General features: G+C 43.9%; 24 protein-coding genes. 5 read left to right on the forward strand and 19 right to left on the reverse strand.

The genetic code is table 11. The features are described 5' to 3' along the window. Positions 1 to 69: 69 nt before the first annotated feature. The 5 genes from dtd to AAEY94_RS04180 all read left to right on the forward strand — a co-directional run bounded on the left by dtd (position 70) and on the right by AAEY94_RS04180 (position 4200). Entirely contained in the window at positions 70 to 507 is a 438-nt protein-coding gene (gene dtd, locus AAEY94_RS04160) for a D-aminoacyl-tRNA deacylase (protein WP_101084946.1), read from the forward strand. A 69-nt stretch (positions 508 to 576) separates the two neighbouring features. Continuing rightward, positions 577 to 1071: a thioesterase domain-containing protein gene (locus AAEY94_RS04165; protein ID WP_101084947.1), complete on the forward strand. Its 495-nt coding sequence runs from the start codon at positions 577 to 579 to the stop codon at positions 1069 to 1071. A 153-nt stretch (positions 1072 to 1224) separates the two neighbouring features. Further along, positions 1225 to 1818 (forward strand): FMN-dependent NADH-azoreductase, encoded by a 594-nt coding sequence (locus tag AAEY94_RS04170; protein WP_101084948.1) that lies wholly within the window; start codon positions 1225 to 1227, stop codon positions 1816 to 1818. Positions 1819 to 2077: 259 nt separating this feature from the next. Next, positions 2078 to 2689, forward strand: a complete 612-nt coding sequence (locus AAEY94_RS04175) for an SCO family protein (protein WP_350977443.1) — start codon at positions 2078 to 2080, stop codon at positions 2687 to 2689. A gap of 8 nt (positions 2690 to 2697) precedes the next feature. Beyond that, on the forward strand, positions 2698 to 4200 hold the full coding sequence (locus tag AAEY94_RS04180) for a methyl-accepting chemotaxis protein (RefSeq protein WP_182743299.1): 1503 nt from the start codon (positions 2698 to 2700) through the stop codon (positions 4198 to 4200). 67 nt (positions 4201 to 4267) lie between these two features. On the opposite strand, the gene AAEY94_RS04185 is transcribed toward AAEY94_RS04180, so the two are convergent. The 19 genes from AAEY94_RS04185 to AAEY94_RS04275 form a co-directional block, all read right to left on the reverse strand. Further along, a complete protein-coding gene (locus tag AAEY94_RS04185; RefSeq protein ID WP_350977448.1) occupies positions 4268 to 5494 on the reverse strand; it encodes a beta-ketoacyl-ACP synthase in 1227 nt (408 codons plus the stop codon). Then, on the reverse strand, positions 5491 to 6216 hold the full coding sequence (locus AAEY94_RS04190; protein WP_350977450.1) for a 3-ketoacyl-ACP reductase FabG2: 726 nt from the start codon (positions 6214 to 6216) through the stop codon (positions 5491 to 5493). Before AAEY94_RS04190 ends, AAEY94_RS04185 begins: the two co-directional genes overlap by 4 nt. Before the next feature lie 63 nt (positions 6217 to 6279). Beyond that, on the reverse strand, positions 6280 to 6771 hold the full coding sequence (locus AAEY94_RS04195; RefSeq protein WP_350977453.1) for a hotdog family protein: 492 nt from the start codon (positions 6769 to 6771) through the stop codon (positions 6280 to 6282). 4 nt (positions 6772 to 6775) lie between these two features. Then, on the reverse strand, positions 6776 to 7978 hold the full coding sequence (locus AAEY94_RS04200; RefSeq protein WP_350977456.1) for a beta-ketoacyl-[acyl-carrier-protein] synthase family protein: 1203 nt from the start codon (positions 7976 to 7978) through the stop codon (positions 6776 to 6778). A gap of 90 nt (positions 7979 to 8068) precedes the next feature. Beyond that, the gene (locus AAEY94_RS04205) at positions 8069 to 8689 is read right to left on the reverse strand and encodes a DUF3261 domain-containing protein (RefSeq protein WP_101084954.1); all 621 of its coding nucleotides are present in this window, start codon (positions 8687 to 8689) and stop codon (positions 8069 to 8071) included. After that, positions 8679 to 9947 (reverse strand): NAD(P)/FAD-dependent oxidoreductase, encoded by a 1269-nt coding sequence (locus AAEY94_RS04210; protein WP_350977460.1) that lies wholly within the window; start codon positions 9945 to 9947, stop codon positions 8679 to 8681. The genes AAEY94_RS04205 and AAEY94_RS04210 overlap by 11 nt, the downstream gene beginning before the upstream one ends. Further along, a complete protein-coding gene (locus AAEY94_RS04215) occupies positions 9937 to 12345 on the reverse strand; it encodes an MMPL family transporter (RefSeq protein WP_350977462.1) in 2409 nt (802 codons plus the stop codon). Before AAEY94_RS04215 ends, AAEY94_RS04210 begins: the two co-directional genes overlap by 11 nt. Continuing rightward, positions 12345 to 13184, reverse strand: a complete 840-nt coding sequence (locus AAEY94_RS04220; RefSeq protein ID WP_350977465.1) for an outer membrane lipoprotein carrier protein LolA — start codon at positions 13182 to 13184, stop codon at positions 12345 to 12347. Before AAEY94_RS04220 ends, AAEY94_RS04215 begins: the two co-directional genes overlap by 1 nt. Then, complete coding sequence (locus tag AAEY94_RS04225; protein WP_350977467.1) at positions 13184 to 13615, reverse strand: acyl-CoA thioesterase; 432 nt, start codon at positions 13613 to 13615, stop codon at positions 13184 to 13186. The genes AAEY94_RS04220 and AAEY94_RS04225 overlap by 1 nt, the downstream gene beginning before the upstream one ends. Beyond that, positions 13616 to 15178: an HAL/PAL/TAL family ammonia-lyase gene (locus AAEY94_RS04230; RefSeq protein ID WP_350977469.1), complete on the reverse strand. Its 1563-nt coding sequence runs from the start codon at positions 15176 to 15178 to the stop codon at positions 13616 to 13618. 4 nt (positions 15179 to 15182) lie between these two features. Continuing rightward, positions 15183 to 17003, reverse strand: coding sequence for a glycosyltransferase family 2 protein (locus AAEY94_RS04235; protein ID WP_350977472.1), 1821 nt, complete (start codon positions 17001 to 17003; stop codon positions 15183 to 15185). Then, entirely contained in the window at positions 17000 to 17392 is a 393-nt protein-coding gene (locus tag AAEY94_RS04240; protein ID WP_101084961.1) for an ApeI family dehydratase, read from the reverse strand. Before AAEY94_RS04240 ends, AAEY94_RS04235 begins: the two co-directional genes overlap by 4 nt. Beyond that, the gene (locus AAEY94_RS04245; RefSeq protein WP_101084962.1) at positions 17385 to 18752 is read right to left on the reverse strand and encodes an AMP-binding protein; all 1368 of its coding nucleotides are present in this window, start codon (positions 18750 to 18752) and stop codon (positions 17385 to 17387) included. The genes AAEY94_RS04240 and AAEY94_RS04245 overlap by 8 nt, the downstream gene beginning before the upstream one ends. After that, on the reverse strand, positions 18745 to 19296 hold the full coding sequence (locus AAEY94_RS04250; protein ID WP_350977476.1) for a COG4648 family protein: 552 nt from the start codon (positions 19294 to 19296) through the stop codon (positions 18745 to 18747). The genes AAEY94_RS04245 and AAEY94_RS04250 overlap by 8 nt, the downstream gene beginning before the upstream one ends. After that, positions 19296 to 19544 carry an acyl carrier protein gene (locus AAEY94_RS04255; protein WP_101084964.1) on the reverse strand — a complete coding sequence of 83 codons (249 nt, stop codon included), beginning with the start codon at positions 19542 to 19544 and terminating at the stop codon, positions 19296 to 19298. Before AAEY94_RS04255 ends, AAEY94_RS04250 begins: the two co-directional genes overlap by 1 nt. Before the next feature lie 8 nt (positions 19545 to 19552). Next, a complete protein-coding gene (locus AAEY94_RS04260) occupies positions 19553 to 19807 on the reverse strand; it encodes a phosphopantetheine-binding protein (RefSeq protein ID WP_101084965.1) in 255 nt (84 codons plus the stop codon). A gap of 27 nt (positions 19808 to 19834) precedes the next feature. Continuing rightward, positions 19835 to 20689, reverse strand: coding sequence for a lysophospholipid acyltransferase family protein (locus tag AAEY94_RS04265; RefSeq protein ID WP_350977480.1), 855 nt, complete (start codon positions 20687 to 20689; stop codon positions 19835 to 19837). Further along, positions 20682 to 21461, reverse strand: a complete 780-nt coding sequence (locus AAEY94_RS04270) for a beta-ketoacyl synthase chain length factor (protein ID WP_101084967.1) — start codon at positions 21459 to 21461, stop codon at positions 20682 to 20684. The genes AAEY94_RS04265 and AAEY94_RS04270 overlap by 8 nt, the downstream gene beginning before the upstream one ends. A 248-nt stretch (positions 21462 to 21709) precedes the next feature. Beyond that, on the reverse strand, positions 21710 to 22597 hold the full coding sequence (locus AAEY94_RS04275; RefSeq protein WP_350977483.1) for a DUF3014 domain-containing protein: 888 nt from the start codon (positions 22595 to 22597) through the stop codon (positions 21710 to 21712). Positions 22598 to 22816 lie beyond the last annotated feature (219 nt).

Genomic DNA, 22816 nt, shown 5'->3' on the forward strand with positions numbered 1-22816 from the left:
TGGTCTCTCAGTTGGCCTTGTTTTATTTTCTTCAATAAGCATCATCAAATAGCATAGTTTAAGGCAGTTATGATTGCATTAATTCAACGAGTTAAACGCGCGTCAGTGGCGGTCGACAATACAATAGTCGGCAAAATTGACCAAGGCTTGTTAGTATTACTAGGCATAGAGCGCGAAGATAATATTGATAAAATGGTTAAGTTAGCTACAAAAGTCATTAATTATCGGGTGTTTAGTGATGAAAACGGAAAAATGAATCTTAATCTGGCTCAAGTCGGTGGACAATTATTGGTGGTGTCGCAATTTACCTTAGCAGCAGATACCGGCAAAGGCTTAAGACCCAGTTTTTCGAGCGCTGCAACTCCTGAACAAGCCGATCGCCTTTATTTGGCTTTTGTCGAATATTGTCGCCAACAAGGGGTTATGACACAGACAGGACAATTTGGTGCAGATATGCAGGTCGAGTTGGTCAATGATGGCCCAGTGACCTTTAATCTGCAGGTATAAGGCCTTAATTTATTACCATTCTATTATTGTCAGTAGAGGTTAACCAGTCATCATCGGAGAGATGCCGTTATGTTTGATATTTCATTCACAGAAGCGCAATCAGATGCCAAGGTCAATGCTTTACTGCAGACCTTGTGTGAAACTTGGCATAGTACGATTCCTGTTAGTCAATTTATGGGCATTAAACCAGTGTTGTTTAATGGAGATAGCCTACAAGTCACTGCACCTTTAGAGCCCAACGTTAACTTACATCACACCATGTTTGCTGGCAGTATTTATACCTTAATGACATTAACAGGCTGGGGAATGGTGTGGTTACAGCAGCAATTGTCACAAGCCCATGGTGATATTGTATTAGCTGATGCAAAAGTCAGGTATTTAAAACCGGTGACTAAACAGCCCTATGCCAAAGTTATTTGGCCCTATACTGATTTGAACCCATTAAACCGAGGCCGGCGAGTCAAAATCACCTTAGAAGTGGCGTTATATTGTGATGACATTATGTGTGCTACGTTTACCGGCCAATTTGTATCTTTACCGCCAAAAAATGGTCGCGTTGATTAACATATTCGCGTTGAACAAGTAAATATGTTTCGATTTTATCGAATATAATTGCATAATTATTGCGCTATTATTCTTTTTTATAGGTCAATATACTAGCTACATTGGTCAGGCACATAGCATATGACCCAACAAACATATGGGTGAGACTTAACAATGGCAAAAGTATTAATTTTAAAATCAAGCATTCTAGGCAGTTATTCACAGTCTTCAGCATTAGTTGATTATTTAAATCAGCAATGGAGCAGTAAAGGTGCACAAATTACAGTGCGTGATTTAGGTAAAAATACCTTGCCAATGTTAGATGGTGAGCTAGCTTCTGGTTTACGTGGCGGCGATAACCTTTCCGAACGTCAATTATCTGCAGTGGCACTATCGAATGAATTAGTCGCTGAAATTAACGATCATGACACCATTGTTATCGCAGCGCCGATGTACAACTTTGGCATACCGACAACGTTAAAAAATTGGATCGATTTTATTGCTCGTGCCGGTGTAACGTTTACTTACACCGATACAGGACCCGTTGGATTAATCAAAGGTAAGCGTGCCATTATTGTGACGACTCGTGGTGGAGCGCATAAAGGCGGGTCTACAGATCATGTTGTACCTTACTTAACAACTGTGTTGGGCTTCATTGGAATTAACAACGTCGAAACCATTTATGCTGAATCATTAAATATGGGCCCAGATGCAGCCGAAGCAGGTATTAGCCAAGCTAAGCTTGATATTGATGCAATAGCACTCTAATCATTTTATAGATGTTTAGATAACGCCACGAATTCGTATAGTTAACGCTTAATGAACCTTTGACATTTAAAGGTTCATTAAGCGTTTTTTTATTTTGTGTTTTGTTGTTATTTTATTAATCCAAAAAAGTATTTACTGCGTATAATTAGTAGAACCAGTATCTAGATTGATGCCAATTTTACTTTTCAAAAATGTAGTTTCATTAACAAAAGCCTACGGGTTTACCGTTGAAAAGCCGTCATGCTGTCATTTATTTTTTATGAAACTCAGAAAAATTGTCATCGCGTCAGTATTAATCTTGCTCGCTTTGAGTCTTATGCCTATATTGATGCTGATCAATCAGTGGGCTTCAGATACAGAGGCTTATGGCATTACCGGAAATGACGGCCAACAGATTCATTTTCGGTGGCAAGACGTTAATCAACAAGTTCACCAGTACCCTGCGTCCGCGGGAACATATACCTACTTATTTTTAGGCTTTTTGTCGTGCTCAGAAATTTGTCCAATACGCATTGAGCAATTAGATCAACTTGAGCAACGAATACAGCAGGATGCTTCGATAAATAAAGCTGAGGTTCAATTTATGTTTGTGACTATCGATCCTGATAACGACACATTAGCCGTGCGCCAAGCGGTGATCGATGCACGCTCTAAACGTTTTGTCAGTGCGTCATTGTCCGAGTCAGATTTACATCAACTTGAGTTACGCTTATCTGACAATATCAATCGACAACTCGCAACTATAAATCATGTAGGTAATCTATTTTTGTTGGATCCTTACGGAAAAATCGCGCGTATTTACACTGCTAAGCAGCTTTCAACATCCAAAATGCTCATCGACCTAAACCATATTATTTCAACTCAACACTAGGGATATGTATGAATGATAATCAAACAGTAACACTGCTTAAAAAAAATGATTCATATATATATCGATTATTGTTGCTGCAGGCTCCACTGCTAGCCGCGAGTGGTTTTATCGGCGCTAAAATGCTGACATTTAGTATCACCGCCGCGATAGCAGTATTGGTAATATCACAGCTCAGTTATGTTTTGCTAAAAGGTACTGAGTTGTTTGGCATTGTGGCTGCTGTGATTATGATGACAGTATCGGGACTATTAGTTCAAAGCCAAATGGGCATGATTGAAATGCACTTTCATATCTTTGCTACCATGGGGATATTTCTTATTTACCTGCGTTGGCAGCCGTTAGTGGCCGCTTTGTTGACCGTGGCGATACATCACGTCTTAATGACTTATATCCAATTACAAGGTGTTGAACTATTTGATACGCCAGTGATGATTTTTGCTGGCGAGTGTAGCTGGAGTATCATGCTCGTTCATGCGCTGTTTGCCGTAACTGAAACCGGTATTTTAATTCGTATTGCCTTATTTATGCGTGCAGACTCAGTTGCCAATCAACGTATTGCTGGTGCAATTCAACATATTTCACAGCATAAAGATTTATCGATTCGGTTACCTTCAGCCGATACTCAGGCAGAAATGTCCTTTAATTTGATGCTGGAAGAGTTGTCGCAATTGTTTAACGACTATCGCGATATTGCTGTGAAAATGGCAAGTACTTCCGACAACTTAATGAGCCTGAGCGATCAAGCTCAACATGCGGTACAACAGCAAAATAACCAAGCGCGATTGATTGCCGAATCGACTCAACATGTTATTGACAGTTTTCAGCAAATGGCTCATGACAGCCAAATTTCAGCGGATCAAGCAAGAGAGGGGGCAACCTCAAGTCTTGGCGATCGCCAGAACGCATTAAGCATTATGAAAGACATGCAGGCGCTAGAAACTAATATGACTGAAGTAACTGAATCAATGACTGATTTAACCACTGATGTTAGTGCTATTACCACACAGTTGCAGGCCATTCGCAGTATTTCAGATCAAACTAACTTACTTGCGTTGAATGCGGCGATTGAAGCGGCTAGAGCGGGTGAGAGTGGCCGTGGTTTTGCCGTTGTGGCAGATGAAGTTCGCACTTTAGCAAAGCGTACCAGTCAGTCTACCGATGGTATTGAAAAAGTACTGAGTCGTTTAAATGTCAGCATGCTAAAAACCGTTGAGTCGATGGATCAAGGCAAGCAACGTACGACGCAAAATGTAGTCCACACCAGTAGCATTGCTCAAGGGCTTGAGCAACGTTCTGCTCAAATAGGTCAAGTGGCTACCTTGAGCCACAATGTGGCAAATGGTACACAACAACAAGCAGATAGATTGACTCAAATAGGTGCGGAGATTTTGGATAACGCCCAAGCCGTTGTACTTTTATCGGCGCAAGTTCAAAAGCTGGCTGGTGGCGCGGTAGAAATGAAACGGATTACTCAAGACTATCAAGCCAAAGCTGCGGCTTACAAGGTGTAAAAACACAGGCGAAAGCATCGCTTTCGCCTGCATTATATGGCTGCAAAGGAGCTATACCCTTATATGATTAACGCCAACGTTTAAAAATCAATGAAGTATTAATGCCACCAAAAGCAAAGTTATTACTCATAATATAGTCGGTGTCGATATGACGAATATCGTCTTTAATGTAATCGAGCGGGGCGCATTCTGGGTCGACATGATTAAGATTGAGTGTTGGTGCAAACCAGCCTTCATTCATCATGTTAATACTAGTCCATGCTTCCAATGAACCACAGGCTCCTAGGGTATGACCGGTATAACTCTTTAATGACGATATTGGCGTTTCTGTGCCAAATACTGCATGAGTCGCGGCAGTTTCAGCTATATCACCGCGATCAGTAGCGGTGCCATGAGCACTAATATAACCGATGTCTTGTGCCGATAGTTGGGCATCTTTTAAGGCTAAACGAATCGCTACTTCCATGGTATTAGCATTGGGTTGAGTGACGTGTTGGCCATCTGAGTTGGTGCCAAAACCAACCAACTCAGCATAAATATTTGCACCACGGGCTTGAGCATGTTCAAGCTCTTCTAATATCAAAGTACAAGCTCCTTCACCGATAACCAAACCATCGCGGCTCTGGTCAAATGGGCGTGGCGTTAGCTTTGGAGTTTCATTTTGGGTGCTGGTGGCATACAAAGTATCAAATACCACCGCCTCAGTAGGACAAAGCTCTTCACCGCCGCCCGCGAGCATAATGGTTTGCATGCCATATTTAATCGCTTCATAAGCATAGCCAATGCCTTGACTGGCAGAGGTACAGGCACTGCTGGTGGTGTGAATACGGCCTTGCAGGCCAAAGAACACCCCAATATTAACCGCGGTAGTGTGGGCCATCATGCGGATATAACTGGTGGCGGTTAACCCCGACATTTCGCCCGTTTTTAACATGTCACCAAAGCCCATAATGGGATCGGTACTGCCTGTAGATGAACCGTAAGCAACGCCAACTTGACCGGAATTAAGGATGGGGTCGTTCAACAAACCTGCATCTTCAAGCGCTAATTCACTGGCTCGTGTCGCCATCATGGATACTCGCCCCATAGAGCGGATCTTTTTACGTGAATAATGGGCAGGTAAAGAAAAATCAGTCACTGGCGCTGCCAGTCGAGTATTTAGACCTGGGTAGCGATCCCATTCATCCATACGAATAACGCAGTTGTGTTTGGCTAATAGGCTGGCTTTAATTTGTTGCCAGTCTTGGCCTAATGCGGAAATCCCGCCCATACCGGTAACGACTACACGCTTCATATCATGCCTCCGTTAACGGAGATCACTTGGCGAGTTATGTAGGCGGCATCGTCTGATAATAAAAAGTTAGCTAGCCCGGCTATTTCACTGGGTTTGCCCATGCGCTTCATCGGCACTAGTTGGTTGACAATATCTGTTGAAATATCTGTGACCATGTCGGTTTCAATCAACCCTGGTGCGATACAATTGACAGTAATTTTTCGTTTAGCTAACTCAAGCGACAAGGCTTTAGTTGCGCCAATAATTCCCGCTTTTGATGCGCTGTAGTTCACTTGGCCACGATTACCTGCAATGCCTGACACTGAGGCTAGGGTGATAATACGTCCGCCTTTACGTGCTTGCACCATTGGCATCACTGTAGGATGGATAACATTATAAAAACCATCAAGGTTAGTGTGGATCACACTGTCCCATTCATCTTCGGTCATCGCAGGGAAGGCGGTGTCGCGATTAATACCCGCATTAAGAATAACGCCATAATAGGCACCATTTTCGGCAATGTCCGTTTCGATAGCAAGCTTGACCGCTTGGCGGTCGGCAATATCAAATTGCAGTAAACTAACCTGCACACCAAGATCTAATAAGGTTTTTTGTACTTGCGCTACGGCAGCATGATTGCTGTGAAAGTGCAGCGCAATATCGAAACCATTCTCGGCTAATTTAATGGCGATGGCTTTGCCTATTCCTCGGCTTGAACCGGTAACTAATACTCTATTATTCAAAATGTCTCTCCGTGATTGATTCGAGGAACTCCAATGGGGTGTCAAAAGGTTTGTTGATCATGCTTAGCCGTCAGCTTGGCTTTCATCAATATAAGCCTGGGTATCTTGTGGTTGGAATACATTGACATTAGCTGCCGCCACTAACGTTTGGTGATGATAAATTTGGCAGTCAAATACCGCTAATCCAGACTCTTCCTGGTACAGCCGAGTGACCTTGGTGCGATAAGACTCACCTAAGGTAAAGGTGTCTATATGCATTTGCAGTTTGCGGGTGCCGAGTAAAAAACCGACTCGGATAGTATCGTCGCACAGTAAGGCTTCAACACCCGCTAATGCAGCAATACTTTGGGCCATATACTCGATGCCAACGTAATTAGGCACGCCATTGAGTTGAGCGTCGAAATAGGCACTATTAGGGCTAATATGGGTTGCGGTGATTAAGCAGTCTGGGCGATGTTCTAAGACATTATCAATCAAGATCATCGGTGCTCGATGCGGAATAAAAGTACTTATATCTTGCGCTAACATCGCCGGCGTTGCAGTGACTATTGACATGGAACTAGGCATCCTTTCGACAAAAAATCAGGCTGGCATTACTGCCGCCAAAGGCAAATGAATTGCTCATAATAAAGTTGAGTTGGCTAAGGCCAGTATTGTTGTTGGCACTAACGAGAGCGATATTCGGGTCATTAGTATCTTGCTGCCCATCCCAGATGTGCGGCGGCAAACGCTTTTCATGGTTAAGTGGGCTTAATAACAAATAACAAAAGGCAGCTTCAATCGCGCCAGCTGCGCCTAAAGTATGGCCCGTGAGCGGCTTGGTTGAGCTGCAGGCTGGTGATGAATGACTGAATACTGCGGTGACCGCACGCGATTCCATGGCATCATTTTTGGGAGTAGCGGTACCGTGGAGGTTGAGATAATCGATTTTTTCGGCCGTAATGTTGGCTTCTGCCAGGGCTTGTTGCATAGCGGCAATAGCACCTAATCCTTGCGGGTGTGGCGCTGAAATATGATGAGCATCGGCAGACTCGCCGATCCCCGCCAACATGACGTCACTTTGGCCACGCTCTAAAGTAAATAAAGCAGCCCCTTCACCAATATTAATTCCATCACGATGGCGACTAAACGGATTGCAATGGCCTTTGGATACCGATTCTAATGCGGCAAAGCCATTAACGGTTAACTGACACAAGCTGTCTACACCCCCCACAATTACCATATCGCACATATTCGCATTGAGTAACCGCTGAGCACTGGCAAACACTTTGGCACTCGATGAACACGCTGTAGATACGGTATAACAAGGGCCTGACAGTTCAAACAACTGTTTTAAATAATCACTGGGGCTACCCAGTTCCTGCTGCGAGTAATGGTAACTCGGGGGGAAATGGCCATGTTCAAGCTGATATTTTAATGCCGCTTCGCCTTTGGAAATGCCAGAGGTGCTGGTGCCTAAAACCACTCCGATGCGATGGGAACCAAAACGCTGCTTAGCTTGCTCTATTGCGGGCACAAGTTGCTGGGCGGCAGTGTTTAATAAACGATTATTACGGCAAGCAAATAAACTGAGATGATCGGCAATTTCTATTAACCGTTTGTCATCGACGCAACCGACTAATGTAGGCGCATCGAACAATAAATTATCGCGCCATTGCATAGCACTGATATCACCGCTAATGAGACGCGGCAGCACCTCTTCTGGCGAGTTGCCCAGAGGTGTACACAATCCGATGTGAGTTATTGCTATGCGACTGTTCATGTTTAGTTTGATGGCCTATTTATCTCGGTTTATTGGATTATGCTGGAGCACTTGTTTATCAATCTGTTATTCAATCAGTTAGTTAATTAGTTAGTCAATTGGGTTTATTTGCATATGAATATCGGCGGCGTCGATGTCTACATTCACTTGCGCTAACCACGGGTCGATATCGCTATACGTTATCGTGATTAAGGCACCACTGGCATCGATAAGTTGCTTACATAACGGCATATCACATGCCATAGTGACTAATTCACCGCCGGTTAAATGTTGATTAACTTGCTCCGTTGGCCAGTAAATTAACTGCATTATTGCCATTAAATACTCTGCTTTAAATTGCTCACCTAATAACAGACTTTGCTGACTTTGCAGGGTTTGGCCATCGTATACTAACGTGAATAATGCTTGCCCAAGTGGCGCTAATCCCACTAACGTCATCTGTAGTGAATTAAGCTCCAGCTGGGTTAATAACTCATGATTTTCTTGCCCATGGGTAAAGCTGACCATTTGGCTTAAGCTGATATCTTGCTGCGGTGACGTTGTTAACAGCGCAGAGGCTGAGCTTAGGCAATATTGTGCTTCACTGGCGAGTGGGACACAAGTTTGCCGCTCGATTTGTTGGCTGCAAGCACTTAATAGGCTTAGCAGTAATAGCGCCACCACGCGAAGCAATATTATCCCCGCAGAACGCCCCAGCAGATTAAGCAACATTGGGCTTTGGCTCCTGACATAATTCAACAATGGTATTGAGGCGTCGTTCGGACTCTTTTACAAACGGGTTGCTCATGTCCCAAGCGTAACCTGCTAAAATTGAGCAGATCATTTGTTTAATCTTGTTGTCAGCTTGTTGATAGAAAATGACATCTTGAAAGCGCCCGTCATACCAAGCTTGGACATAGGTTCTAAAGGTGTTAACTCCTTGCATTAATGGCGCAGAGTATTCGCTATCCCAATCAACTGTTTGGCCATTAAGTTGCTTATTCAAACTGGCGACAGCCATTGATGCTGACTGCATGGCAATTGTCACCCCAGATGAAAATACCGGGTCAAGGAACTCGCCAGCATTACCCAGTAAAGCAAACTTATTGGTTGCTAAGGTGGTGACATTAGCCGAATAACCTTTGAGCGTGGCACAAGGCTGAACAATATTGGCATTACTCAGTAACTGCTGTAGCTCTGGCTCTTCATTAATCACCGCTAACAATTGTTGTTCAAGGCTTCCGGATAAATGCTCGAGTAAATGTGGCTCAGCCACCACGCCAATTGAGCAACGGTTATTGCTAAAAGGGATTAACCAGTACCAGATATCCTTATGTTGAGGATGAACACTGATTAAGATCTTATTACGATCAAAATGGGGATCGCTAATGTTGTCTTCAATATGGGTGAAAATGGCGCTGCGTGGCGCTAAATTTGATGGTTGTTCTAAATTCAGTAATCGCGGTAATACTCGGCCAAAACCACTAGCATCGAGCACAAATTTAGCATTCACTTGATATTGTGCACCTCGGTCATTCGTTACCGTTAAGCGAGGATTATGAGTCAAATCAATCGCATCAACTTGATGACCAAAATGGATCTCAACCCCTTGGCTGATAGCCGTGTCGGCTAGAAGTTTATCAAAATCCGCCCGTTGAACTTGAAACGTAGTCCCAGGGCCTGGGGTAAATTTATCGGTAAAGTCGAAGGTGGTGTAGCGTCCTTGGTGTTGAAATGCTGCGCCATTTTTAAATTGAAATCCAGCCTGATTAACGGCGTCAAGCATGCCTGCTTGTTCGAGAAACTGCATACAACAAGGCAGTAAACTTTCGCCAATCGAAAAACGTGGAAAATGCTGTTTTTCAATAACAACAACCTGATGCCCTTGTTGGCGTAATAGGCTTGCGGCAATGGCACCAGAAGGGCCTGCACCAATGATGGCAACGTCAACGTCCATGTTGCTGACTGTATGTGAATGACTAGATGGCATTTACAGTTTTCCTAGTAATAAATGAAATAAACGGTGCCAGTAAAAATGAAAAACTGATCCCAAAAAGAAGCGTTAAACCGAAAAAGTGAATAGCATGGGTTTGACTCAGCGCCAGTAAACCAAAAGCCAACAGTGTTGAACAGGCTGACATAAAGATTGCCATCATCACTCCGCGACTGGTGTGCTTGGCTTCGGCAAAAAATAGGCTGTAATCGATACCAATGCCTAAGACTAAAATAAGCGCTAAGGCGTGAAACAAGCTAATGCTCGAGCCGACAAGCCCTAAACAAGCTAGCGTGAGCAGTACTGATAAAGCGGGGACAGCGACGATAGCGAATGCCAACTTAATACCGTATTTAATGCTAAACAGTAGGCTGGCTAAAGCAAATACCCACATCAATAGCTGTAATGTTAGTTGGCGATACTTGCCCATTAAATGGGATATATCACCGACCTTATCGATTAACCGAACTTGCCCTAAAGGCCATTTATGCTCAGTCAATCGTTGTTCAAGAGAGGCTAATGAGTGGATGCCACCGAGTAATACTATGGCACCAAATTGCAGGGGTTTGTCTGTTGTTGTGATTGCGCCAAGCCATAAGGTTTGTAAATCATCATTGGCTTGGGCTATTACCATGGTTGGGGTTAACCATTGTGATTCGGCTTGATTAAGTTGTGCCATTAGACTGGTGCTTATATTGTCATCGAGACCCATTTCACTGATGATTTCGTCTAAATGTTGCCCATAAAGCTGTTGCTGTAACTGATAGTGTTGTTGTTGTTTGGCAATGCTGGGCATAAAGCGGCTGAGACTGATTGCTTGGTCTAACTCAGCATCAGTTATGGCTTTATCCAGTACTGGTACCAGTTGCTCTAACGTTTGTAATAAAGCTTGTTCACTGGGACCGCTGACTAAAATAAATTGATTGTCGGTGCCGCCGCTGAGCAGTTGCCGTAGTTGGTTCTCTTCGGTGGTGATGGCTGCAGGGCTTTGCTGCAGCTGACGAATATCATCGTTAGAATCCGTTTGTGACAAACCGAAAAACAATATTGTCGCCAAACCAATGAGCAAAGTCGCTATAGCTATTTTTTGCCACAATTGAATAGGGGTGAAAATACGTTGTAATAGCGCCAAATAACCTTGGGCGAGGGTTAATCCTGGCGTTGGTTTAAGCGCATGGTTACCCAGTAATGGAAACACCAATAACAACGTTAGGTATGCACCAATTAACCCAGCAGCACAAAAGACGGCCACTTGTTGCATCCCCGGGAATGGCGTAAAGCCAATGACGATAAAGGCACTGGCACTGGTTGCAAGGGCGAGAGTGAGCGCCGGAAAAATCTGCTTTAAGGTGTCACTGGCGTTGTTATTAGGGTGAGCTTGTTTTTCACAATAAAAGTGAAAGCTGTAATCAATGGCGACACCAATTAAGCTGGTGCCAAACACTAGTGTCAGTAAGTGCAACTCACCGAAAATACTTAAGGTGGCGACAAACGCAAACACCACCCCAGTGGTTAACGTCAGTAGTGCGGCAAATAACGGCATAATCGACCGAAAGGCTAACCAGACTAATAAGATGATCCCTAACATGGAAATTAAGCCAATTCGGCTGATTTCTTGTTTGGCAGATTCAGTGGCGGCAATCGCATGAAAAAGCGCACCAGCCTTAAGAAAACTGACATCAGGGACATGCAGAGTCACTTGGCTAAATGCAGCATCTAATGCTTGAATTTGCTGTTGCTGAGCGGTCGGGCTAAACGCACTGTCGCGCCCTTTGGCCATGACAATCGCAGCCACACCATCGGTAGTATCGGTGAGTAAAATGCCTTGTTGGCTACGCAGCGCACTATTAGGTGATAACGCCAGTAAGTTGGCTGGAAACATCAGTAACGGATCATTGCTGAGCAGCTGGCTGTTGGCAAAACCAAATGCGCTATAAAGTTGATTTTGGGCCGCGTTAAGCAGTTGGCGCCAATTATCTGTTTCAATCGCTTTAGCTTGCTCGGTAGTGAGTAGGGTAAAGCGATGTTCGAAATACACTTTAGCCAAGTCTTGCAGATGATCATCCGCGCCGCTACGAATGTGAATAAAGGGCTGTTGTGGCTGTTTATCTAGTGCATCCATCAGTTGCTGTGCGGCATTGATAGCTTGGTTGTCGTCATCGGCTTTTATTGCAATATACACTTGGTTAGCGAGTTGCTGTTCAACTCTGTTTAATGCTGTTTCAGTGAGTTTGTCTTGTTGTAAATGCGGCAACATCGCCAAAATATCAGTTTGAATATGCGCGCCCTGTTGCCATTGTATTAAGCCAGTGACTAACATTGTCAGTAGCAATAATACCCATAAGACAAAACGCCCAATAGGAGATAACAAAGCGGCTAGCGATATTGGCTGCATTATTTAGCGGACTCATTTCCAAGACTAAAAAACGCCAGCTCAGTTTCACTCAGCGGCCCTTGTTGGGTCAGGGTAAATTGAATTTGAGTATAGTCGCGAACATCCGCTTGGTTACTTGTCATCATTAGTGAACGTATAAGCGTGTCGCCGCTGAGGGTAATGTTACCCATAGACGATTGCACTTGTGGGTCTTTAGCTTTTAAGCCCAGTTGCCATGACCTATTTTCGGGCTGAGTTGCTAACTGAGTTGCTGGCATAAATAAGTTGAAATCGGCACTTAAAGCAGCAATGTCGCCCGCCATAATGGCTTGTAATAAACGCGGTAATTGCTGTGCAATCGGGTTGCCATTAGCCCCAGAACTAAAGTGTTGAATTTTGCCTTGGCTGTTTTGTTGGATCAACTGCTGATCTTTAAGCACCATCAAGGTGTTGAACGGACGTTGCTGCTGCCATACCAATCCTTGCGTTGGACTAAATATAAACTGTCCTTGGCTGAGTAAGGGCTTTTTAAGCACCTGTAAATGGCGTAATTGAACAAACTGACCACGAGTATCAAGTTGTAGATTCAGTCGTTGCGCTAGCGCGCTGAGGGCCTCAGTGCTGGCTGGTTGAGTATACAGAGTCTGAATATCTGCTAATTGATCTTTGGTCAGAGCTTGAGGCTTTGGCTGTGTCAGCTCTGGAGTAAGTGTTTGATTATTGCTTGCTGGTGGATGTTCGCTAGCCGAGGTGGCTGCTATACACAGGCAACACAGCAGAATGATGCTGCTTACTCGCGCCAATACGCTAATAAATAGGCTAGTAAAAAGTCTAACAATTACTCTGCTGCGGGCACTCATTACACTTTGCTCGCATCGAGTAATGGGCGAATTTTTTGCTGAAACACTTCAGGAGTAACAAAGCATAATTCTTGGGTAGCAATCTCAACCGCGGCTTGAATGGTATAGCCCTTGGTGATGCGCGCGTTGGTGTCGGCATCAACAATTTGATAGTTAATACGTAAGCGGTTTTCCCATTCAACAATGGTGGCGATAACCTTGATTTTTTGGTCAAAGGTGCTGCTTTTAACATACTTTACTTGCACATCGACAATGGGCCATGCATAACCGGACTCTTGCATAGTGCGATAGTTATAACCGAGTTTATCCAGTAATTGACAACGCACAACCTCAAAATAGCGTAAGTAATTACCGTGCCAAGTAATGCCCATCGAGTCGACATCGTGAAACGGGATCACCATTTCCATTTCTGTGAGTAATAAACCTTTCATTTAGCACACCTCCCACAGACCCAGTTGAATTTTGTCTACTGTTTGGCGTAGTACTGCTTCTAATGGACGGTCTTCGGTAAGCAGTTCAAAATCTTCACTGACTTGAGCCAGTGTGGTGGCAAGTGAAGGTGTTAGCGAATTAGGGTCTAATTCTTTCTGTATCACCCGCAGTTGAATACCTTGGCTCATGGCCAGTAATGCGGCGGCAGCGACTTGTTCAGTCAGTTGTAATATCCGCATGCAGTCGCGAGCGGCAATGGTGCCCATGCTCACTTTGTCTTGATTGTGGCATTCAGTTGAGCGTGAAAACACACTGGCAGGCATGGTATTTTTTAATGCTTCAGCAGTCCAAGCTGAAACACCGATTTGTACCGCTTTAAAGCCATGGTTAATGGCGCGACGTTGGCCTTCTGCGGCAGATAAATTAGCCGGTAAACCATTGTTAAATTTAGGGTCCATGACTAAGGCCATTTGACGATCAATTAAGTCGGCGATATTGGCCACCGCATTTTTCATCGCATCCATGGCAAAGGCAATGTGGCCGCCATAAAAGTGACCGCCATGGAGGATATGTTCACCCTCGGCATCGACAATCGGATTGTCGTTAGCGCTATTGAGTTCGGTTTCAATAAACTGACGCATAAAGGGTAAAGCATCTTGCAGTACGCCAATGATGTGCGGTGCACAGCGTATAGAATAGCGGTCTTGTAAGCGGTCAGAATTACGTGGATGCGCATGATGGTTTAGATCTTCGCGGATCCAACTGGCAATCTGGTTTTGTCCTGGGTGGGGTTTGGCGGCAAACAAAATTTCATCAAAATGATTTGCGTTGCCTTTAAGCGTTAACGATGCCATGGCAGTAATACGGCTTGATAAGCGAGTTAAGTACTGCGATCTGTCATAGGCTAAACAGGCGAGTGCTGTCATCACCGCGGTGCCATTCATTAACGCGAGGCCTTCTTTAGGGCGCAGGGTTAATGGCATCATGCCGAATTTCAGATAAACATCTTTGGTCGCTTGGCGTTTACCTTGGTATATCACCTCACGTTCGCCAACAAGTACTGCGGCAAGATAAGATAGCGGGGTTAAATCGCCGCTGGCACCAACCGAACCTTCTTGAGGAATTACCGGGGTAATATCATTATTGAGTAGCCATTCAATGCGCTGCAGCAGCAGATAACTGACACCAGACTTACCCACAGCCAATGAGTTTAAGCGGCAAGCCATAATCGCGCGGGCTTGCATTGGGCTAAATACATCACCTAAACCACAACCATGAAAACGGGTTAAATGTAGCGGTAGTTCATGGACTAAGTCTAAGCTGACGTTGACTGTGCAGGAGTCGCCGTAACCTGTTGTGACGCCATATACCACGCCTTCTTCATGCAGCAAACTGTCGATGAAACGGGCGCCTTTTTGAATATATTCAACATAGTCTGCAGCATCCGCCAGTTTGACCGTTGCGCCCTTGGCGACTGCGACCACTTGTTCAAGGCTCAGGTAGCTTTGGCCTAAATGCACCGTTTTTTCGGCGGCTGATGACTGTGAAGAAGTGTTGCTCATTGAATTAGTTATCCTGACTAGGTGAAGTGGTGCTGTTAGCGGGTGCAGTATTTGTATTTGACGCAGCACTTGTATTAAGTGCACTACCAGTATTAGGTGCACTACTAGTATTAGGTGCTGTACCCGTATTGACAGCACTAGCGGGGCGCGACAGCGGACGATCAATCAATTCGTCTTTATGCCAAAAATCGTAAAAATTAAACCACTGCAATGGTGCCTGTTTGGCAAAGTACTCTAAGCGTTGGCTGTACAATTTCATTGCATCAGTTAAGCGTGCAATGCGCCCTGCTCGCGGGCCTTTTAAACTATCACTTAAGTGTTCGACATGTACTTTATAACGGCCTTGTTGGCGAATGCAAAACATGGTGTAAACCGGACAATTTAACAAGCTAGCAAGAATAAATGGTCCTTGCGGAAACGGCGCTTCATGACCGAGAAAGGGGAGGTAAACCACCCGACCTTGGCTGTTTGATGAGGTGCGGTCGGCTGCAATAACCACTATTTCGCCCATATCAATTTTTTGCTGTAACAGCATAGAAGTACTGGGATCAAGTTCATTAACATGAATAAGATTAAGGCGACTTTGTGGGTTTAGCTGTTGTAATACTTTGTTAAAGTTTTCGGCGTGTTGAGTCAATACCATAACGTTGACTTTTACTTTCTGCTGGTGGATTGAAATTGCACGGCATAACTCTAAATTACCTAAATGCGACACAATCAGCACGGCTCCTCGACCAGAAGCCACTTGGTTTGCCAGAATATGACGATCGTTAAAATCGACTTGATTGAGTTTGATACGATCGCACCAAGCATCAATTCTATCTAGAGCAGCATTACCAAAAGCAATAAAGTGATTTAGACTGTCGCGCCAATGGGTGGGTTGATGTAAATCTGGATGATCTGGAACTTGTTGCTGCACTCGGGTAAGAAAATTCATCGACGCGTGACGAGCAGAAGCACCGGTTAGAAAAAAATAACCAATAACCGGATACATAATGGCTCGGCACAACCAGTGGCCGCCTAATCTATAGCATTCTGCCAGTAATTTTATGCCCCAATAACTGCCACGTTCTCCCATTGATGACCAATGTTGATGGGGGGTGTTTTTATTCAGAATTTGTGGCAAGCGAGTCAACATAGCAAAAAATAATTTAGTGTGCATCCAGCTAATGCGTACATTGTCTTGCAAGCCTTGAAAGTGGCTAATACCGTCTTCTGGGTAGATGACTTTGGTCGGCACATGAATCACTGGAGTGCCTTGCCAGTGCAGTTTGACCATGATTTCAATATCAAAGTCCATCCGCTCACCCAGTGCATGCTGGCTTAATAACTGTTCGGTAGCCTCTAATGGATAAACCCGAAAACCACACATAGAATCTTGAATGTCGAAACTTAAGGTTTCAACCCATACCCAAAAATGGGTGATGTAACGCCCGTATAAACGCCCTTTAGGCACCGAGTCATCATAAATCGGTTGGCCAGATATTAATGCCTGTGGCTGTTGTTCTGCAGTCGATATCATTAACGGGATATCGTCTAAATTATGTTGTCCATCAGCATCAACCTGTAATACATGGCTAAAACCATCGCGGTAAGCTTGGCGTAGGCCGCTGGTTACTGCCGCACCTTTACCACGATTAAAAGGATGGTTAATGAGCGTTACCCAGCTAAATTTTTCTGCCATGGCTTGTAAAATATAACGGGTTTCATCTTGGCTACCATCATCAACCAAATAACAAGGCAGATTGAATTTTGCCAAGTCAGTTAAGGTTTGTTCAATGGCAATATGATGATTGTAATTGGGAATAACCAAGGCTAGTTTCATGAGGCGATCTCATTGACTGTCGGCGCAGTAGTCACTACTGCTGGCTTAAGCACAATACGGCCAGAGGCAAACCGTTTATCTTGATCCCGATAGCTAAAGATCAGTTTTGCTTTTTGAGGCTGATGTTCAATGACCAAATCAACATAGGTGTTGGGTAAAATGAGTTGCTGAAATTTAAGCACTTCTAATGTGGCCACTTGGGCTGAATAACCAAACGCCTCACAGCCAAGTTTGACCGCCCAATCTAATTGAGTGACACCTGGTAATACGGCTTGTTGAGGAAAATGGCCATCGAAAAAGGCTAAATCTGCACTGACAAATAAACGCCATTGATAGAGATTGTTACCGCCTTCATGGCTAACAATATGCGGTAATTCTGACTTAATCATGACTAAATAAAGCGACAATTTCTGCTTGGGTACGCTTGCCTTGGCTGTTGAGTGGCAAGTGTGCCGGGTAACGCCAGCGTCGTGGTAGGGTGATGCGCTCAAACTGGCTCAATAAATGGTTTTTTAAGGCATTATTAACCGCTAATTTCCCTTCCGCTTTGAGTGTTTGCTGGCCTAATTCACTTAAACAGACTGCAGCACCTAACATGGTACGCGGTTGTTCTAAAACCGTGACGGCCGCTTCGCTGACAAAAGGATGAGTTTGCAGTAAATGCTCCACTTGCGCTAACGATAAGCGTTTTTCTTCAATTTTTACAATGCGGTCAAGGCGATGCAATAAACGGAACTGGCCATCTGTTAACAATTCAATTTTGTCATCACATTTTAACCATTGAGTTGGATTGTCTAAATAAACAGACTGCAGCATCAGCGCGCCATCTTGCGGGTCCATATCGACATTCACTTGGGTAAATGCTTGCCATGGTTGCATGGGTTGCTGTTGGCGTCGATATCCAATACCGCCGGTTTCAGTGCTGCCAAATATTTCAATGGGCAACTGATTAAAGCATTGTTTAACCGCTTGGGCGGCATCAAAATTTAACGGACCACCAGAGCTGAAAATTAAGCTTGGGATACGTTGTTGTTTTTGATTTTCTAGAGCATCAGGCAAGCGGGTCAATTGAGCTGGACTACTGATTAAACACAAATTTGGCATGATGGCCAAGTAATAGCTTAAGGTTTCAGGAAAGTCGATTTGTTCACTTAAGAATGCTCGGCTTGCGGCCAAAGGCCACAAAATTTTAAACAATAAACCATAGATATGCTGATGTGAAACAGTCGATACCACTGAACAATGAGGCAAATGCTCGGCAAATGTTTGCTCAAGAATACTGACTTCTGCATCCAGTTGTTGCAGTGTTTTTTTGATCGCTTTAGGCAGGCCGCTACTGCCCGAGGTGAATAACACTAATTCACCTAATGACTTGGTTTTAGGCCAAGTTGCTGCGGGTAAACTGAGTTCTTTTTTGAGCGCGATATACTCACGCACCTCACATAACGGCGTGTCGGCAATAATGGCATCAAACTCATGGTTGAGCTCACTCAAGGTGCCGCTTTGGGTGTTGGCAGGCAATATCACTTGTTTACCGGCTAACAAGGCTGCGCATAAACCAGCGGCAAATAAGTCACTGTGCTTTGCAGCAAGCAGCCAGCGCTGAGCATCACTTTGAATCAGCTGAGCATGTAAGTGGGCCACTTGCGCGCAAAACAACGATCCCGTCATGATGTCATGATGGTCAAAGCTGATTAACTGCTGCGTGGCAGGTCCTGTTGATAACCAATTGAGTAAAAGCTTATTCATGTTTTTTCAACCAAAAGCGACGATAAATCCATTCACCACTGAGCAGCAACCCCATAAGCAGGTATGCGATCAGTCCGTTGTAAAGCGTCCATATTTCAATGCTTGTTGCTATGGCGGTATAGGCAGCCACAGCACCATTAACAACAAATAACCCACACCAAAGTTTAGTGATGGTTTGTAAGTAAGGTATAGCTGAGTCTGGTAAATCCGGCTCTTTTAAACGTGCCAAGCGCTCAATCATGCTTGGACCATTAATCAGTGAATAACTGAATAATCCCAACATGCTCAGATTTATCACCACCGGATAAAACAGTAACCAGTCGTTACGTTGAGTAATGAAACTGGCCGCGGTTAATCCTATGCCCACCAGTATTGGCAATGTCATGGATTTTACTTGCTGCTTAGTGACCATAAACCGTAGCAATAATAACAAACACAGCAGCAAAGCGATTGTGCCTGGTGGTAAATACTGCAAACCAAAGTACACCGCAATAGGGTAAGCAATAATCACCAAGGTCGTAATAATATGCAGGATTAACCGCATTAGCTTTTTATTAAGCCTTCTATGGCATCAACGACATCATTGACTGTGCGCACGGTTTTAAATGCTTCTGGCTGAATTTTTTTACCGGTCAGCTGTTGCAATTTAATCACCAAATCTACCGCATCAATGCTGTCTAAATCTAGATCTTCATACAAAGAAGCTTCAAGCGTGATATCTGCTGCCTCTATTTCAAATTCATCAATTAAAATGCCACTTAGCATCTCAAGGATTTGTTCACGATTTTGCATGCTGACTCCTAAACACGTTGAGATTCAATAAAGCTAGCTAAGCTAGCAACACTGAAAAAGTGTGCTTTAGTCGCATCAGAGTTGGCTTCAATTTTGACATCAAACTCTTTCTTAATTGCTAAGCCTAATTCAAGTGCGTCGATCGAGTCTAAGCCCAGACCTTCGCCAAATAAGGCCGCATCGGTTTCTATATCATCGACAGTGACATCTTCTAGATCTAAGCAATCAATGATCAGTTGTTTTATTTGATTGTGTAAGTTCATTTTTTGTCTTTCTTATAAGTATGGCTATCAATGTGACTTGATAGGCTGTTTAAGTGTATCAAGGTAAAATTGCTGTAAGTCGCGCGTCAGCTGTCGAGCCATTTTGGCTTCATTACCTTGTTTAGCATCATACAGCAGGTATGACATGCTTGTGCCAATTTCTACTGACATATTGATGGTTTGCCGTGGAATTTGGTACCAAGATTGTTGCTTGGTTAAGCCTGCAACATCAGTACGTAACACCACAGGTAAAATATCGGTTTTAGTGCGCAAGGCAATATTGGCGGCGCCACGCGCAAAGGAGTTAACAATATTACCGGTTAATGTTCGGGTACCCTCGGGGAAAATAATCAGATTAGTATCGGTGCGCAGCACTTGCTGGCAGTCATGTAATAGCCAATCGGCGCCACGATTAGGGATGTAACCAGCGCTGGCAAGCACGCCGCGAATAAACGGATTACGCCATAAGCTTTGTTTTACAATACAGCCCGCATTCGGCATAAGACTAATCAATACCACCACGTCCACTAATGTCGGATGATTAGCGATGACCACTTTCCCTTTTGTTTGCTGTAGTGCCTCAATATTTTTGGTGCTCACAGCTATCACTCCAGCAAAACTGAGCATGGCAACAAATGCTTTAAACATCCAGCTGACGGCTTTTTGGGCCCGAGCTACGCGCACTGTTTTCTCGCCCGGCCAAAATCGTAATAGCGGTAAAATAGTGAATGAACTCAACAAGCCGCCTAAACCAAAAGCAATATAACAACACACACCACCAACCCAGCGAGGTATATAACGTAAACCGCTGAGTTTTGGGGCTGAGGCTTTTTTTTGCTCAATAGTGTCAGCAGCTTGTGCTGTATGTTGTTGATTAGGCATGATGTTCAAGCGACCAATACCAATGGCATAATTTACCTTGGATATGCTTTTTACTAGCAATATGGTGAATTAATTCGCTCAAGCAGATGTTGTTTTGGTTGTGATTGTCGAGCGGATGATCAGATACGCTAAGGGTTATTCGCTGAGCTGATGCAGGTTGTAAAACGATGTCTGCAAGCTGTTTTTTAGCTTGTTGGGCACGGCTATTGAATGGCGCGAGGTACAAACCTAAGGCCAGGGGCAGCTCGACTTCGTGAGTAAACTCACTGTATACCGGTGGAACCGGATCATCACCAAAAACAACTAATACTGGTTGTGGCGATTGCGCTAATTGCGCGTAGGCTTCAATGAGTGCTTGAGTGAGAGTTTGTTCTCCAGCGGCAATCGATGTAGACGAAGCGGTATTGTTATTAACAATACCAAAAATTCCACTGGCAGTATTGTGCACGGATTGGCTAAAAGCCATTGGCGATAACGCCTGTTTTTGAGTGATATCTTTGAGCAAGCCCAAGGTGCGCGTGAGCTCTCCATGGCGAGATGAAAAAATACTGCGGCAATTATTCTGTGGTTGGCATTGATATGCCGCCGTAAGCATCATTTTGGTTAAGCGACTAAAGCGACGACGTTGCATAGCAGGAATATGCTTCAATGCTGGCGAGTCAGACTTAGGTGACGGGTTGCTGTTAGGCTGCTGCCATTGTAGCCAACTCTCAGGTGTCTGAAAGTCCGGCGACCATGCGCCCCATGATAGAAGCTCAAATTCTAAATGCACTACATTCCCTCTATAACGGCTTGGCTATCCTTTTCTAAGTGTTAACAATAATTATGTAATAATGAATATTCGTTAACCTTGCTAATTGTACACCTAAGTTAATGTAGATAAGAAGCAGTGTGGACGAAAAAGCCTAATAGCTGATTGTTAATTCAACAAAGTGACCATTAAATAAAAAAGCGCGACGGTAACCGTCGCGCTGATAACAGATAGCTTACTAAAATAGCTTTACCGCTTGATGTAAAAGCTTATTTGTTCGCAAAGCTTTGTTGCAATTTTTTGACAGCTTCTTTAATTTTTCGCGTGTTGTCTGGCCCCATACGGATCAACAATTTTTGAGCATTAGGTAATGCTTCAAGGTTTGGATCGACATATTTATAGTTAACACTGATTGACGATAACTCAATAGGGTCTTCAATAATGGGCGCGCTAGCAATCATGCTAAAAGCCTGTTGCATACGCTTATCAAAATCAATATCACTGTAACCGAGTTCAGTAAAGGCTTCGGCAAATAGTGGTTTTAACTCAGTGTAAGTAGTCACTAAGTCTTTTTCACTCAAGCCTGCTATAAAATTAGCATACAAATCATAGCGATGATAACCGTCTGGATTAAGATATGTTTTGTTGGTTATTTCACTCACGGTAAATTGCGTGTCAGGGCCTTTTAACGGGCTAGCTTTACGCACAATATCGCCTTGGGCTAGGTTATCAACAAACACCACAAATTGACGGGCAATATCTTTTTTCAAGATCATCGGCGCTATTTTCATACCGTTGGCTATAGCTAATGTTTTTGCTTCAACAAAATCATCAGACTCAGCTAATGCAGGAAGTGGTTCTGCAACTACAGCTTCCGTAGATGTTTCAGAGTCTCCTGTGGGTACTACATCATCTGTGGTGGTAATGTTTTGCGGTTCTTCAATAGGCGTTTGTTCTATTGGTGTCTCTGGAACTGACTCTGGCAGCTCAACTGGAGTGATAACAACCGGTTCAAATTCTTCAGTGTCATCACTGGTAAAATAGAAATAACTGCTCGCGCCTAACAGGGCGATTACCGCGATAGCGATTAATAGCATGTTAGACCCTGGTTTCTCAGCGGCTTGTGGGGTAATTCGGTCTTCTTCATTAACTTGCATTTCAATTCCTTGGGGTTATTGCTAATCGATATAAATATCTTGGTGGAGTCGAAAAATACTGCATAATATCAATCACATCAGTTATCTTAACCGTTCAGAGCGTCTCAAGATTTTCAATTCAAGGCGTATTAATATAGGAATGGTTGTTCCCTTTTAAGTTAATGCAACGCAGTACTTGAATGCTTGAAACGCTTCCGAAGGACGGGTTTCTAATTACTT

It is taken from the genome of Shewanella sp. AC34-MNA-CIBAN-0136, from assembly GCF_040309945.1.
In the GTDB taxonomy this organism is placed as follows: Bacteria; Pseudomonadota; Gammaproteobacteria; order Enterobacterales; family Shewanellaceae; genus Shewanella.